At 69.9% G+C, this 15,736-nt stretch carries 11 protein-coding genes; all 11 read left to right on the top strand.

Going from position 1 to position 15,736, the window contains the following annotated elements; genetic code table 11:
* Window positions 1–21 precede the first annotated feature (21 nt).
* The 11 genes from INQ48_23905 (at window position 22) to INQ48_23855 (ending at window position 15,664) form a co-directional block, all read left to right on the top strand.
* Complete coding sequence (locus tag INQ48_23905; protein QRF56373.1) at window positions 22–561, top strand: VOC family protein; 540 nt, start codon at window positions 22–24, stop codon at window positions 559–561.
* The gene (locus INQ48_23900; protein QRF56372.1) at window positions 561–1,850 is read left to right on the top strand and encodes a ribulose-bisphosphate carboxylase large subunit family protein; all 1,290 of its coding nucleotides are present in this window, start codon (window positions 561–563) and stop codon (window positions 1,848–1,850) included. The genes INQ48_23905 and INQ48_23900 overlap by 1 nt, the downstream gene beginning before the upstream one ends.
* Window positions 1,847–3,157, top strand: coding sequence for a four-carbon acid sugar kinase family protein (locus INQ48_23895; protein ID QRF56371.1), 1,311 nt, complete (start codon window positions 1,847–1,849; stop codon window positions 3,155–3,157). Before INQ48_23900 ends, INQ48_23895 begins: the two co-directional genes overlap by 4 nt.
* 200 nt (window positions 3,158–3,357) lie before the next feature.
* On the top strand, window positions 3,358–5,001 hold the full coding sequence (gene xdhA, locus INQ48_23890; protein QRF56370.1) for a xanthine dehydrogenase small subunit: 1,644 nt from the start codon (window positions 3,358–3,360) through the stop codon (window positions 4,999–5,001).
* 281 nt (window positions 5,002–5,282) lie between these two features.
* Window positions 5,283–7,742 carry a xanthine dehydrogenase molybdopterin binding subunit gene (gene xdhB / locus INQ48_23885; GenBank protein ID QRF56369.1) on the top strand — a complete coding sequence of 820 codons (2,460 nt, stop codon included), beginning with the start codon at window positions 5,283–5,285 and terminating at the stop codon, window positions 7,740–7,742.
* Window positions 7,743–7,935: 193 nt separating this feature from the next.
* Entirely contained in the window at window positions 7,936–8,913 is a 978-nt protein-coding gene (locus INQ48_23880) for a LysR family transcriptional regulator (GenBank protein ID QRF56368.1), read from the top strand.
* A gap of 141 nt (window positions 8,914–9,054) precedes the next feature.
* On the top strand, window positions 9,055–10,356 hold the full coding sequence (locus INQ48_23875; protein ID QRF56367.1) for an NCS2 family permease: 1,302 nt from the start codon (window positions 9,055–9,057) through the stop codon (window positions 10,354–10,356).
* 149 nt (window positions 10,357–10,505) lie between these two features.
* Window positions 10,506–12,047: an ABC transporter ATP-binding protein gene (locus tag INQ48_23870; protein ID QRF56366.1), complete on the top strand. Its 1,542-nt coding sequence runs from the start codon at window positions 10,506–10,508 to the stop codon at window positions 12,045–12,047.
* Window positions 12,040–13,185: an ABC transporter permease gene (locus tag INQ48_23865; GenBank protein ID QRF56365.1), complete on the top strand. Its 1,146-nt coding sequence runs from the start codon at window positions 12,040–12,042 to the stop codon at window positions 13,183–13,185. Before INQ48_23870 ends, INQ48_23865 begins: the two co-directional genes overlap by 8 nt.
* 335 nt (window positions 13,186–13,520) lie before the next feature.
* Window positions 13,521–14,441 carry an ABC transporter permease gene (locus INQ48_23860; protein QRF56364.1) on the top strand — a complete coding sequence of 307 codons (921 nt, stop codon included), beginning with the start codon at window positions 13,521–13,523 and terminating at the stop codon, window positions 14,439–14,441.
* Window positions 14,442–14,491: 50 nt separating this feature from the next.
* A complete protein-coding gene (locus INQ48_23855) occupies window positions 14,492–15,664 on the top strand; it encodes a BMP family ABC transporter substrate-binding protein (GenBank protein ID QRF56363.1) in 1,173 nt (390 codons plus the stop codon).
* Window positions 15,665–15,736: the final 72 nt, after the last annotated feature.

The following is a 15,736-nucleotide window of genomic DNA, read 5'->3' as shown; positions in this document are numbered from 1 at the left end:
CACAACGGAGCGCGCAAGAAAATGAGTCGATTCCTCGGCGAGATCCGCCAACTGGGCTACGTGGTGCCCGACATCGAGGCCGCCATGGACTACTGGAGCCGCGAGCTCGGCGTCGGTCCCTGGTTCTACAACCCCAAGGTGCCGATCCGCAACTACCGCTACAACGGCGAGGCGCACGAGCCGCACAACTCGGTGGCGCTGGCCAACTCGGGCTATGTGCAGGTCGAGCTGATCCAGACCCGCAACGACGTGCCCTCGATGTACCGCGACTTCCTGCGCGCGGGCCGCACCGGCCTGCAGCACGTGGCCTACTGGACCGCCGACTACGACGCCGACCTCGCGCGCCTCACGGCGCAGGGCTTCAAGCCGGTGATGAGCGGCGAGGTGGGCGAGCGCGGCCGCTTCATCTACTTCGACACCGAATACCACCCGGGCACCGTGATCGAGCTGTCGGAAGTGGCCGGGCCGAAGGGAAAGATGTTCGACCTGATCCGCGCGGCCTCCGAAGGCTGGGACGGCAGCGAGCCGGTGCGGCCCTTCCCCGACCTGTCGAAGCTCTGATGACGATGGCGCAGGCAGAACAGCGCATCCGCGCGCGCTACCGCATCGAGACGCCGCTCGAGCCGGCCGCGGTGGCCGAGGTGATGGCGGGCGAGCAGTCGTGCGGCACCTTCACGCGCGTCGAGGGCGAGACCGACGACCTGCGCGCGCGGGCGCGCGCCACCGTCGAGGCCATCGCCGAACTCGAGCCGGCCGCGGCGCCCAGCCTGCCCAATGCGCTGCTCGAGCGCCAGGGCCGGCGCGGGCCGTGGCGGCGCGCGCTGGTCGACATCTCCTTTCCCGTCGCCAACATCGGCGCCAACCTGCCGACGCTGGCGGCCACGGTCGCGGGCAACCTCTACGACCTCGGCGAGGTCACGGGGCTGCGGCTCGAATCGCTGCAGCTGCCCGCGGCCTACCGCGCGCAGTTCGAGCGGCCGAGCCACGGCGTGGCCGGCACCCGCCGCGCCACCGGCGTGGAAACGGGCGCGCTGGTGGGCACCATCATCAAGCCCAACGTCGGCTTCTCGGCCGCGCAGACCGCCGAGCTGGTGGCGCGGCTGTGCGCCGCCGGCGTGGACTTCATCAAGGACGACGAGGTCTCGGCCGATCCGCTGCATGCACCGCTGGCCGAGCGCGTGCCGGCCGTGATGGCGGTGGTGCGCGACCATGCGCAGCGCACCGGCAAGCAGGTGATGGTGGCCTTCAACATCACCGACGAGACCGACGCCATGAAGCGCCATGCCGACCTGGTCGAGCGCGAGGGCGGCAGCTGCGTGATGGCCAGCCTCAACTGGTGCGGCCATTCGGGCATCCAGACGCTGCGGCGCCACACGCCGCTGGCACTGCACGGCCACCGCAACGGCTACGGCGCGCTGTCGCGCCATCCGCTGCTGGGCATCTCGTTCCAGGCCTACCAGGCGTTGTGGCGGCTGGCCGGCGTCGACCACATGCACGTGCACGGGCTGCAGGGCAAGTTCTCGCAGCCCGACGAGGAAGTGATCGAGTCGGCGCGCGATTGCCTGGCGCCGCTGGTGGCGGGCGAGGGGGCTTTCGATGATCGCGTGATGCCCGCCTTCTCCTCGGGCCAGTGGGCCGGCACCGTGGCGCCGACCTGGGCCGCGGTCGGCAGCGACGACCTGCTGTTCATGTCGGGCGGCGGCATCCTGGCCCATCCGGGCGGCGCGGCCGCGGGCGTGGCGAGCATTCGCCAGGCCTGGGCCGCGGCGCGCGCGGGCGTGCCGGTGGCCGAGGCCGCGCGCGAGGCGCCGGAGCTGGCGCAGGCGCTGGCCTTCTTCGGCGCCAAATGAGCGTGGCAGCGAGCACGCCCGTGCCGCTCGCCTACTACGGCGACGACTTCACCGGCGCCACCGACACGCTCGCCACCGCGGCGCGTGCCGGGCTGCGCACCTTGCTGTTCCTGCGCGTGCCCGACGAGGCGCTGCTCGCGCGCGCCGGCCCGCTCGACTGCCTCGGCATCGCGGGCGCGGCGCGCTCGATGGCGCCGGACGCGATGCGTGCCGAGCTCGCGCCGGTCGCGCGGCTGATGGCCGGACTCGGCGCGCGCGTGCTGCACTACAAGACCTGCTCCACCTTCGACAGCGCGCCCGGTGTCGGCAACATCGCCGTCGCCATCGAGGCGCTGCGCCCCGCCGCGGGCCAGCCCTGGACCGCGATCGTCGGCGGCCAGCCGAACCTCGAGCGCTACTGCCTGTTCGGCCACCTGTTCGCCGCGGCCGGCAGCGGCGGCACGGTGCACCGCATCGACCGCCATCCGACCATGAGCCGCCATCCGGTCACGCCGATGCGCGAATCGGACCTGCGGCTGCACCTTCAGGCGCAGGGCCTGGGCGAGACCGCGCTGCTGCCGTATCCGCGCCATGCCGCGACGGGCGAGGCGCTGGCCGCCGTGCTGGACCAGCGGCCCGAGGCCGTGCTGTTCGACGTCGCGCGGCCCGAGGACCTCGAGGCCATCGGCGCGGCGCTGTGGCCGCTCGCCACCGCCGAAGCGCCGCTTTTGGCCGTCGGCCCGAGCAGCGTGGTGCAGGCCTTCGCGCCGCGGCTGGCGCAGGCGCCCGCGGCGCCGGCCGCCGTGGCGCCCGCGCGCGGCCCGGTGTTCGTGCTGGCCGGCAGCCTCTCGCCGGTCACGGCACGGCAGGTGGCGGCCGCGCGGTCCTTCGAGGTCGTCTGGCTCGACGCGGCGCGGCTGGTCGACCCCCATTCCGATCACCTGGCGCAGTCCGCGCGCGAGTTGGCCGACCGGCTCTCGACCGGCGCCCATGTGCTGGCCTGCACCGCCACCGAGGCCGCGCGCGCCGGCCACACCCGCGTGCCCGCGCGCGCGCTGGCCGAGGCCGGCGGCGAACTGCTGGCGCGCGTGCTCGCGGCCGTGCCGCTGTCGCGCGTGGGCGTGGCCGGCGGCGACACCTCCAGCCTCGCCGTGGGCGCGCTCGACGCCTGGGGGCTGTCCTACCTCGCGCAACTCGCGCCCGGCACCGCGCTGTGCCGGCTGCACAGCGAGGCGCCGGGGCTCGACGGGGTCGAGATCATGCTCAAGGGCGGGCAGATGGGGTCGCAGGACGTGTTCGAACGGCTGGTGCACGGCACCGGCGGTTGAGCGGGCGCAAGGCTCGTTTTTCGGCGCGGCCATGGCGCCCGGGCCCCCATGGCACGAGAATTGCCGCGAATCCAGGGTTTCCCCGTACGTCGCATACCGGGCCCTGCATACGCAATATGGGCACCACGGTATGCGTGCGGCGGCGCAAGCCGCTAACGTCCAGGCCTGGCCACCACGCGCCACCCCACGAGCACGACAGCATGAGTACCGAGAGCAGCAGCCACAGCCCCAGCCAGCCCATCCGATTCTTCCATCGCGGACAGGTCGTCGACGTCAGCGGTGTCCATCCGACCCGCTCGGTGCTCGACTGGCTGCGCGAGGACGCGCGCTGCACCGGCACCAAGGAGGGTTGCAACGAGGGCGACTGCGGTGCGTGCACCGTGGTGATCGGCGAACTGGCCGAGGCCGGCGCGCCCGACGCGGTCGGCGGCCTGCGGCTGCAGACGGTCAATGCCTGCATCCAGTTCCTGCCCACGCTCAACGGCAAGGCGCTGTTCACGGTCGAGGACCTCAAGGACCAGTGCCTGTCGTCCCAGGCTGCGCAGGCAGCCCCGGCCCCCGCGCTGCAGGAGGGCGACAAGCGCCCGCACCCCGTGCACTGCCTGCACCCGGTGCAGCAGGCGCTGGTCGACTGCCACGGCTCGCAATGCGGCTTCTGCACGCCGGGCTTCGTGATGTCGCTGTGGTCCGCCTACGAGCACCACCAGGCGCGCGGCACGCAGCCCTCGCGCCAGCAGCTGGCCGACGACCTCTCGGGCAACCTGTGCCGCTGCACCGGCTACCGCCCGATCCTCGACGCGGGCCAGCGCATGTTCGACCTGCCGCCGGTGCGGCTCGACAGCCGCGCGGTGGTGGCCGCGCTCACCGCGCTGAATCCGCCCGCCGGCGCCGCGGGTTTCGAGTACGCGGCCCCGCTGGGCGCGCGCATCGACCGCTTCCATGCGCCGCGCTCGCTCGAGCAGCTGGCCGCGCTGCGCGAGCAGAAGCCGCGCGCGCAATTGCTGTCGGGCTCGACCGACGTGGGCCTGTGGGTCAACAAGCAGTTCCGCGACCTCGGCGACATCATCTACCTGGGCGACGTGCCCGAGCTCAAGACCGTCGAGGTCCGCGGCGAGCACCTCTACATCGGCGCGGGTGCCTCGCTCGAGTCGGCCTTCGCGGCGCTGGTCGAGCGCGTGCCCAGCCTGTCCGACGTCTGGCTGCGCTTCGCCTCGCCGCCGATCCGCCATGCGGGCACCATGGGCGGCAACGTGGCCAACGGTTCGCCGATCGGCGACTCGCCGCCGGTGCTGATGTCGCTCGACGCCGAGATCGAGCTGCGCCGCGGCGCCGAGGTGCGCCGCATGCCGCTGCCCGACTTCTACGTCGACTACATGAAGAACCAGCTGCAACCCGGCGAATTCGTGCAGGGCCTGTGGCTGCCGCTGGCCGCGATGCGCCGCCAGGTGCGCGCCTACAAGATCAGCAAGCGCTTCGACTGCGACATCTCGGCGCTGTGCGCGGGCTTCGCGCTCGAGCTCGAGCCCGGCGGCAACAAGGTGAAGGCCGTGCGCCTGGCCTTCGGCGGCATGGCCGCCACCGTGAAGCGCGCGGCGCAGGCCGAGGCCGCGCTGGTCGGCAAGCCCTGGACCCAGTCCAGCGTGAACGCCGCCAAGCTGGCGCTGGCGCAGGACTTCAAGCCGCTGTCCGACATGCGTGCCTCGGCCGACTACCGGATGCAGGTGGCGCAGAACCTGATCCAGCGCCTGTGGCTCGAGACCCGGGCCGAGGATGCGCTGCCCGGCAGCGCCACCAGCGTCTGGAGCGTGATGCCGCACGCCGCCATCGCCAAGCCGGCCGCGTAAGAACGTGTTCATGATCTTTTCATGGCGCCCGTTGCCCCGCAAAGCTGGCAGGTGCAAGGCGCAAAGCGCAGCCGGGCTGGTGGCCCGGCGAGCATTTGCAACGCCGCAGATGCCAGCTTTGCGGGGCAACCCTTCGGGCGAGGCAGCAAAGCGCCGCACTCGTCGTTGCGCACCTTGTCCAGGCATCAGCCTGGACGGCGGCGCGCGCCTAGATTGCGACGCTTTGCTGCCTCGCGGGCGCCATGAAAAGATCATGAACACGTTCCAAGGAGTCTGAGACCATGAACAAGCCCCTCGATGCCCGCCTGCTGCAACCCGCAGAGGCCTTTGCCGACTACCTGAAGAACACCGCCGCCCGCATCGACCAGGGTGCCGAGGCGCTCGCCCACGACCAGGGCGCGCGCGTGGGCATCAGCCGCCCGCACGAATCGGCGCACCTGCACGTGGCCGGCGAGGCCACCTACATCGACGACATCCCCGAGATCGCCGGCACCCTGCACTGCGCGCTGGGCCTGTCGCCCGCGGCCAACGGGCGCGTCACGGCGCTGTCGCTCGACGCCATCCGCGCCATGCCGGGCGTGGTGTCGGTGCTCACGGCCGACGACATCCCCGGCACCAACGACTGCGGCTCGATCATCCACGACGACCCGATCCTGCTGTCGCTCAAGGACGGCGGCGAGATCCGCTACCTGGGCCAGCCGGTGTTCGCCGTGATCGCGCGCACCCGCGACGCCGCGCGCCGCGCCGCCGCGCGCGCCAAGGACGCGCTGACCATCGAGGCGCAGCCGCCGGTGCTCACGCCGCAGGACGCGCATGCGCGCGGCCAGTACGTGGTGCCGCCGATGCACATCGTGCGCAGCGGCGGTGCCGCCAACGGCGGCGACGAGGCCGCGGTGCGCGCCGCCATCGCGGCCGCGCCGCACCGCCACAAGGCAACGCTCGACGTCGGCGGGCAGGAGCAGTTCTACCTCGAGGGCCAGATCAGCTACGCGATCCCGAAGGAGGGCGGCGCGCTGCACATCCACTGCTCGACCCAGCACCCGAGCGAGATGCAGCACCTGGTCGCGCACGCGATGCACCTGCAGTCGAACGAGGTGCACGTCGAGTGCCGGCGCATGGGCGGCGGCTTCGGCGGCAAGGAATCGCAGTCGGCGCTGTTCGCCTGCGTGGCCGCGGTGGCCGCGAGCAAGCTGCGCCGCCCGGTCAAGCTGCGGCTGGACCGCGACGACGACTTCATGGTCACGGGCCGGCGCCACTGCTTCTGGTACGAGTACGAGGTGGGCTACGACGACGAGGGCCGCCTGCTCGGCGCCGAGATCACCATGGTCTCGCGCGCCGGCCATTCGGCCGACCTGTCGGGCCCGGTGATGACGCGCGCGCTGTGCCACTTCGACAACGCCTACTGGCTGCCCAACGTCAGCATGCACGGCTACTCGGGCAAGACCAACACGCAGAGCAACACGGCCTTCCGCGGCTTCGGCGGCCCGCAGGGCGCGATCGCGATCGAGAACATCATGGACTCGGTGGCGCGCGCGCTGGGCCGCGATCCGCTCGACGTGCGGCGCGTCAACTTCTACGGCAAGGGCGAGAACAACGTGACGCCCTACCGCCAGACCGTGACCGACAACATCGTGCACGAGCTGGTGGCCGAGCTCGAGGCCACGAGCGACTACCGCGCGCGGCGCGAGGAGATCGCCGGCTTCAATGCCGCGAGCCCGGTGCTCAAGCGCGGGCTGGCGCTGGCGCCGCTGAAGTTCGGCATCTCGTTCAACGTCAAGCACTTCAACCAGGCCGGCGCGCTGGTGCACGTCTACACCGACGGCTCGATCCTCGTGAACCACGGCGGCACCGAGATGGGCCAGGGCCTGAACACCAAGGTGGCGCAGGTGGTGGCGCACGAGCTCGGCGTGAGCTTCGAGCGCGTGCGCGTCACGGCCACCGACACGACCAAGGTCGCGAACACCTCGGCCACGGCGGCCTCGACCGGCGCCGACCTCAACGGCAAGGCCGCGCAGGACGCCGCGCGCCAGATCCGCGAGCGGCTGGCGCAGAGCGCGGCCGAGCGCCATGGCGGCGAGCCCGGCGCGGTGCGCTTCGCCAACGACAAGGTCGAGGTCAACGGCCGCACGCTGGCCTTCAGCACGGTGGTGGGCGAGGCCTACCTCGACCGCAAGCAGCTGTGGTCCGACGGCTTCTACGCCACGCCCGGCCTGAGCTGGGACAAGGACAAGATGCAGGGCCGCCCGTTCTACTACTACGCCTACGGCGCGGCGGTCAGCGAGGTGATCGTCGACACGCTGACCGGCGAATGGAAGCTGCTGCGCGCCGACATCCTGCACGATGCGGGCAAGTCGCTGAACCCGGCGGTCGACATCGGCCAGGTCGAGGGCGCCTTCATCCAGGGCATGGGCTGGCTCACGACCGAGGAGCTGGTGTGGCATCCGCAGAGCGGCAAGCTCACGACCCACGCGCCCAGCACCTACAAGATCCCGACCGCCAACGACTGCCCGCCGGTGTTCAACGTGCGGCTGTTCGAGGGCCAGAACTTCGAGGACTCGATCCACCGCAGCAAGGCCGTGGGCGAGCCGCCGCTGCTGCTGCCGTTCTCGGTCTTCTTCGCGATCCGCGACGCCGTGTCGGCCGCGGGCGGCCACCGCGTCGATCCGCCGCTGCGCGCGCCCGCCACGAGCGAGTCGATCCTGCGCGCCGTGACGGCCGTGATGCCATCGCAGGTGGAATGAGCGCCGAGAACACGGATTTCCGGACGCAGAGGACGCGAAGATTTCGCAAAGAACGCAGAAGAAGCCAGATTGAACATTGCCATGTCTTCCTTTTGCGTCCTTCGCGGATCCTTCGCGTCCTCTGCGTCCGGCTGTCCGATCCCGCTCCCCGGCTGTATAACGCCTCGCATCGACCACTTCCTTGCGGGCGGCCATGAGAGACCAGGCGCTTTTCGACAAGATCGACCTTCACCTGATCCGGGTGCTGCACACCGTGCTGACCGATCGCAGCGTCTCGCGCGCCGCGATCCGGCTCGGGATGTACCAGCCGGCGGTGTCGGCCGCGCTCAAGCGGCTGCGCGAGCTCTCGGGCGATCCGCTGCTGGTGCGCTCGGGCTCGGGCATGGTGCCCACCGATGCGGGGCTGCGCATGATCGAGCCGGCCGCGAGCATCCTGCGCGCGGCCGAGATGCTGTTCTCCGATGCGCGCGGCTTCGACCCGCAATCGGCCAGCACCACCTTCCGCATCGCGGCCAGCGACTACATGGACCCGATCTTCCTGCCCATGCTGGTGGCGCAGGTCAAGCGCGAGGCGCCGCTGTGCCACATCGAGATCCATCCGCTGTCGCCCGACTCCGACTACCACGGCCACCTGTCGCTGGGGCAGGTCGACGTGGTGATCGGCAACTGGCTCAAGCCCCCCGAGGACCTGCACATGGCACGCCTGTTCGGTGACGAGGTGGTGTCGCTGGTGAACCAGGACCATCCCGCGGTGCGCCGCGGCTGGGACCTCGAGACCTGGCTGCAGGCCGAGCACATCGCGCCCACGCCCATGCACCCGGGCGGGCGCGGCATCATCGACCAGATGCTCGACGAGCTCGGGCGCCAGCGCAACATCACGGCACGCTGCGCGCACTTCGGGCTGATCCCCGACATGGTGGCCTCGAGCCTGCTGGTGCTGACCACCGGCCGCCAGTACTGCGAGCGCTTCGCCGCGCGGCTGCCGCTGAAGATCCTCGACTGCCCGGTGGCGCTGCCGCGGCTCATGTACTACCAGCTCTGGCACGAGCGCACCCACTCGTCGAGTTCGGCGCGCTGGCTGCGCGAATGCATCAAGGACGTGGCGGCCTCGCTGCGCCCGCTCACCCCGCCCGCGCGCGATGCGCGCGATCCGCCGCCCCTGGGCGCCTGACGGCGCCGGCTTCCCCACCAGAACCCCAAGGACCTCGAGGCGCGAGCGAGCTCGCGCCAGGGACGGGCTCGGCCCGCTTTTTCTTCAGAACAACGCCGCACGACGCGACACGAGACAACACATCCCGGAGACAAGAAACCCATGAACTGGATCGACAAGGTGTTCAAGCTCAACGAACACAACACCACCGTGCGCACCGAGGTCATCGCGGGGCTCACCACCTTCCTGACGATGGCCTACATCATCTTCGTCAACCCATCGATCCTCGGCGACGCCGGCATGCCCAAGGGCGCGGTCTTCGTCGCCACCTGCCTGATCGCGGCGCTGGGCACGCTGATCATGGGCCTGTACGCCAACTACCCGATCGCGATGGCGCCGGGCATGGGCCTGAACGCCTACTTCGCCTACGTGGTGGTGCTCGGCATGGGCTACACGTGGCAGACCGCGCTGGGCGCGGTCTTCATCTCGGGCTGCCTGTTCCTGATCGTCACGGTCACGGGGCTGCGCGAGCTGTTCATCCAGGGCATACCGCAGTCGCTGCGGACGGCGATCACGGTGGGCATCGGCATGTTCCTCGCGCTGATCGCGCTCAAGAGCGCGGGCGTGGTCGCGGCCTCGCCGGCCACCTTCGTGACGCTGGGCGACCTGCACTCGGCGCCGGTGGTGCTGGCCACGCTGGGCTTTTTGATCATCGTGGTGCTCGACAAGCTCAAGGTGCGCGGCGCGATCCTGATCGGCATCGTCACGGTCACGGTGCTGTCCTTCTTCTTCGGCGGCAACAAGTTCCACGGCGTGTTCGCGCCGCCACCGTCGATCGCGCCCACCTTCATGCAGCTCGACATCCTGAGCGCGCTCAAGGGCGGCATCCTCAACGTGGTGCTGGTGTTCTTCCTGGTCGAGATGTTCGACGCCACCGGCACGCTGATGGGCGTGGCCAAGCGCGCCGGCCTGCTGGTGCCCGGCAAGATGGAGCGCATGAACAAGGCGCTCTTGGCCGACAGCGGCGCGATCTTCGCGGGCTCGCTGCTCGGCACCTCGAGCACCACGGCCTACGTGGAGAGCGCGGCCGGCGTGCAGGCCGGCGGGCGCACCGGCCTCACGGCCGTGGTGGTGGCGGTGCTGTTCCTGGCCTGCCTGATGATCTCGCCGCTCGCGGGCTCGGTGCCGGCCTATGCCACCGCGCCGGCGCTGCTGTTCGTGGGCTGCCTGATGCTGCGCGACCTGGTCGAGCTCGACTGGGAGGACACCACCGAGGTCATCCCCGCGGCCGTGACCGCGCTGGCCATGCCCTTCACCTACTCGATCGCCAACGGCCTGGCCTTCGGCTTCATCACCTATGCCGTGCTCAAGCTGTTCACCGGCCGGGCACGGGAAGTGCATGCCATGGTGTGGGTCATCGCCGCCATCTTCCTGTTCAAGTTCGTCTATGTGACCGGCCACTGAGCCGGAAACCGAACGCAAGCCCCGGAGTCGGGGTCTTCCATCGTCCGGATTCCGTAGTGACGCTATTAAACTTATAGCTATCGACGTACATCGGAACCCGCGAGACGAGGCCCATTCCTGTACCGAACGAGACAACCCACGGAACCGGCATGACAACACCCAGACTCCAGCTCGCGCACATCACGAAGCGCTACCCGGCGGTGGTCGCCAACAGCGACATCTCGCTGGCGGTGCAACCGGGCGAGATCCACGCCGTGCTCGGCGAGAACGGCGCCGGCAAGTCGACGCTGATGAAGATCATCTACGGCTCGGTCAAGCCCGACGAGGGCAGCGTCGCCTTCGACGGCCAGCCGGTGAACCTGCGCAACCCGCAGCAGGCGCGCGCGCTGGGCATCAGCATGGTGTTCCAGCACTTCAGCCTGTTCGACACCCTGACGGTGGCCGAGAACGTCTGGCTCGGCCTCGACAAGTCGCTGGCGCTGGCCGACGTGGCGCGCAGCATCACGGCCAAGGCGAGCGAGTACGGCCTCGACATCGATCCCGCGCGGCCGGTCCACACGCTGTCGGTGGGCGAGATGCAGCGGGTGGAGATCATCCGCGCGCTGCTGACCGACCCCAAGCTGCTGATCCTCGACGAGCCGACCTCGGTGCTCACGCCGCAGGCGGTGGTCAAGCTGTTCGGGGTGCTCAACAAGCTGGCCTCCGAGGGCTGCAGCATCCTCTACATCAGCCACAAGCTACACGAGATCCGCGAGCTGTGCACCGCCTGCACGGTGCTGCGCGGCGGCAAGGTCACGGGGGTGTGCAACCCGAAGAACGAGAGCAACGAGTCGCTGTCGCGGCTGATGATCGGCAGCGAGCCGCCGCCGCTCGAGCACCGGCCGGTGCATGCGGGCGCGGTGGCGCTGCGCGTGCAGGGCCTGACGCTGGCGCGCGAGGACCAGTTCGGCGTGGACCTCGAGGGCGTGTCCTTCGAGGTGCGCGCGGGCGAGGTGGTGGGCATTGCGGGCGTGTCGGGCAATGGCCAGAAGGAACTGCTCTACACGCTGTCGGGCGAGGACGTTCGCGCCGAGGCGGCGATGGTGCGGGTCTTCGACCAGCCGGCCGGCCGGCTGCGCCCGCGCGCGCGCCGTGCGCTGGGCCTGCACTTCGTGCCCGAGGAGCGGCTGGGCCGCGGCGCGGTGCCCACGCTGGGGCTCGCGCACAACCTGCTGCTGACGCGCGGCGACGCGGTGGGCCGCGGCGGCTGGATCCGCACCGGCGCGCTCGAGCGCCAGGCCAGGTCCATCATCGAGCGTTTCAAGGTCAAGGCCGGCGGCCCGAAGGCGGCGGCGCGCTCGCTGTCGGGCGGCAACCTGCAGAAGTTCATCGTCGGCCGCGAGATCGACGCCAACCCGAAGCTCTTCATCGTCTCGCAGCCGACCTGGGGCGTGGACGTGGGCGCGGCCGCGCTGATCCATGCCGAGATCCTCGCGCTGCGCGACGCGGGCTGCGCGGTGCTGGTGATCAGCGAGGAGCTCGACGAGCTCTTCAACATCAGCGACCGGCTGCATGTGATTGCCAAGGGGCGGCTGTCGCCCTCGATCGACCGCGCGGCCGCCACGCTGGCGCAGATCGGCGAATGGATGAGCGGGCTGTGGCCGGGCCCATCCGGCAAGAGCAACAAGAACCAGGAGGCCGCCCATGCTTAAGCTCGAACCCCGTCCGGAGCTCTCGCGCTTCTGGACCTTCGCCTCGCCGATCCTGGCGCTGCTGATCACGGTGTTGATCGGCGTGGCGCTGTTCGCCGCGCTCGGCAAGGACCCGGTCAAGGGCCTGCTGGTGTTCTTCTACGAGCCGATCAAGAACGGCTATGCGCTGGGCGAGCTGACGGTGAAGGCCACGCCGCTGCTGATCATCGCGCTGGGCCTGGCGGTGTGCTTCCGCTCCAACGTGTGGAACATCGGCGCCGAGGGCCAGTTCGTGTTCGGCGCGATCGCCGCGGGCGGCGTGGCGCTGATGGCCGACAAGACCACGGGCGGCTGGATCGTGCTGGCGATCCTGGTGGCGGGCACGCTGGGCGGCATGGTCTGGGCCGGCATCGTGGCCTGGCTGCGCGACCGCTTCAACGCGAACGAGATCCTGGTGAGCCTGATGCTGGTGTACGTGGCGACGCTGCTGCTGAGCTACATGGTGTTCGGCCCCTGGAAGGACCCCAACGGCTACAACTTCCCGCAGTCGAAGACCTTCGAGGCGGTGACGCAGATCCCGCGCCTGTTCAAGGGCTCGCGCGTGACGATCGGGGTGATCATCGCGCTGGTGGGGGTGGGGGCGCTGTGGGTGTTCCTGTTCCGCACGCGCGCGGGTTTCGCGCAGCAGGTCGGCGGCCTGGCGCCCGCGGCGGCGCGCTATGCGGGCTTTTCGGCGCGCCGCGCGGTGTGGATCGCGCTGCTGACCTCGGGCGGCGCGGCCGGCCTGGCCGGTGCGCTCGAGGTGGCGGGCCCGCTCGGCCAGCTCACGCCCTACGTGCCGGCCGGCTACGGCTTCGCGGCCATCATCGTGGCCTTCGTCGGCCGCCTGCATCCGGTGGGGATGGTGTTCTCGGCCATCCTGATGAGCATGTTCTACATCGGCGGCGAACTCGCGCAGTCGCGGCTCGGGTTGCCGAAGTCGCTGACGGGCGTGTTCCAGGGGCTGCTGCTGTTCACGCTGCTGGCTTGCGATACCTTGATTGCCTATCGGGTTCGTCGCAAGGCGGCTGCGAAGGCCGCTGTGCTCACGACGAGTTCTCTGCAGGCGAGTACGCCGTTGACTGCGCCTGTTGCGCGCACGACCGAGGGGGCGCTGTGATGACCTCCTGTTCGTTGTTTGTGCAGATCGACCGATCGGGGTGGGCTCACGCCGACGGGGTACTCCCCTCCGCGAATGTCCCCCGGCCTGCGGCCTCCTCCTTTATCTCGCTGCGGGGAGTACCCCATCGGCGTGAGCCTGGACGCGGCCGTAGAACCGGCTGCACAACGACTGCGCCCACGTGCACAGGGCAGTGGGTGCTTCCCGCAGCGAAATCAAGGAGGAGCCCGAAGGGCGGGGGACATTCGCGGAGGGAAGTACCCACTGTCCTGTGCACGCACCCCGACCGTCCCCTCTGCACCCCGAGCAACCCAAGCACCGAGAGCCACTAAAAAATGGACAGCTACGCACTCCTGCTCGGCTCCACCCTGAGCGCCGGCACCGTCCTCGCCATCGCCGCGCTAGGCCTTCTCATCAACGAGAAGGCCGGCATCGTCAACCTGGGCGCCGAGGGCATGATGCTGTGCGCCGCCATCGCCGGTTTCGCGACCGTGGTGACCACCCACAACCCCTGGCTCGGCCTGCTCGCCGGCATGGCCGCCGGCGCCTTGCTGGCCGCCTTCTTCGGCGTGCTCGTCATCTGGCTCAACACCAACCAGTACGCCACCGGCCTCGCGCTGAGTTTGTTCGGCGTCGGCTTCTCGGCCTTCGCGGGCATCAACTTCGTGCAGGCCAAGCTGCCCGAGAGCGCCAGCTATGCGATCCCCGTGCTGGCCGACATTCCGCTGCTCGGCCCCGCGCTGTTCCGCCATCACCCGATGGTCTACGTCGCCGTGCTGCTGACGGTAGGCCTGATCTGGTTTCTCTACCGCACGCGCGCCGGCCTCGTGCTGCGCTCGGTCGGCGAGTCGCCCGAGTCGGCGCATGCGCTGGGCTATCCGGTGCGGCGCATCCGCCTCATGGCCGTGATCGCGGGCGGGGCGCTGTGCGGCCTCTCGGGCGCGTACCTTTCCACCGTCTACACCCCGCTGTGGGTCGAGGGCATGGTCGCGGGCCGCGGCTGGATCGCGCTCGCGCTCACCACCTTCGCCACCTGGCGGCCGATGCGCGTGCTGCTCGGCGCCTACCTGTTCGGTGGCGTCTCGATGCTGGGCTTCCACCTGCAGAGCAGCGGCGTCGACGTGCCCTCGCAGTTCCTCAGCATGCTGCAGTACATCGCGCCCATCGTGGTGCTGGCCCTGATCTCGCGCAACCCCGCATTCATTCGCGTCAACATGCCGGCTTCGATCGGGAAACCGTTCTACCCCGGCTCATAATCGCGGTTTTCGTTTTTCCGCCAACCCGTCCTTTTTGAGGATTTCCGACAATGAATGATCTGAACAAGCGCTCCCTGCTCAAGCTCGCCGCCCTCACGGCGGTCGCTTCGGCAGCCTTGATCGGCTGCGGCAAGAAAGAAGAAGCGGCAGCACCGGCCGCCGCGCCCGCACCGGCTCCGGCACCCGCCGCCGCCGCGCCGGCCCCGGCAGCGCCGCTCAACATCGCATTCGCATACATCGGACCCGTGGGCGACGGCGGCTGGACCTTCGCGCACGACAACGGCCGCAAGGCGCTCGAGAAGGAGTTCGGCGACAAGATCAAGACCACCTTCGTGGAAAGCGTGCCCGAGGGCGCCGACGCCGAGCGCGTGTTCCGCGACATGGTCGGCCAGGGCAACAAGCTGATCTTCGGCACCACCTTCGGCTACATGGAGCCTATGCTCAAGGTGGCCAACGACAGCAAGGACGTCAAGTTCGAGCATGCCACCGGCTACAAGACCGCCGAGAACATGCGCACCTACGACAGCCGCACCTACGAAGGCGCGTACATGGCCGGCATCATCGCGGGCGCCATGACCAAGTCGAACACGCTCGGCGTCGTCGGCTCGGTGCCGATCCCCGAGGTGCTGCGCAACATCAACAGCTTCACGCTAGGCGCCCAGTCGGTCAACCCGAAGATCACGACCAAGGTCGTGTGGGTCAACGAGTGGTTCAGCCCGCCGAAGGAAACCGAGGCCGCTACCGCCCTCATCAACGGCGGCGCCGACATCCTGTTCCAGAACACCGACTCGCCGGCCGTGCTCAAGACCGCGCAGGAAAAGGGCAAGCGCGCCTTCGGCTGGGACTCCGACATGACCGCCTACGGTCCCAAGGCCCACCTGGGCTCGGCCACCATCAACTGGGCGCCGTACTACATCAAGGCCACGCAGGACGCGCTCGACGGCAAGTGGGCCACCGGCCAGGCCTGGTGGGGCGTCAAGGAAGGCGCCATCGACCTCGTGTCGATCGCCGAGGACGTGCCGGCCGAAGCCAAGGCCAAGGTCGACGAGGTCAAGAAGGGCCTGAAGGACGGCAGCTTCTCGATCTGGAAGGGCCCGATCCTCGGCCAGGACGGCAAGGAAGTGGTCGCCAAGGACGCGGTCGCCGACGACAAGTTCCTGACCGGCATCAACTTCTACGTCAAGGGCGTCGAAGGCAAGGTGCCGGGCGGCGACAAGAAGTAAACAAGCAGGCTGCTTCGCGTCGCGATGCAGGCAAGGCCGCCTTCGGGGCGGCCTTTTTTCTTGGAGGATCCG

Source organism: Variovorax paradoxus (assembly GCA_016806145.1).
In the GTDB taxonomy this organism is placed as follows: Bacteria; Pseudomonadota; Gammaproteobacteria; order Burkholderiales; family Burkholderiaceae_C; genus Variovorax.
The sequence above is the reverse complement of the archived record's forward strand: the minus strand, read 5'-3'. Positions and strand labels throughout refer to the sequence as shown.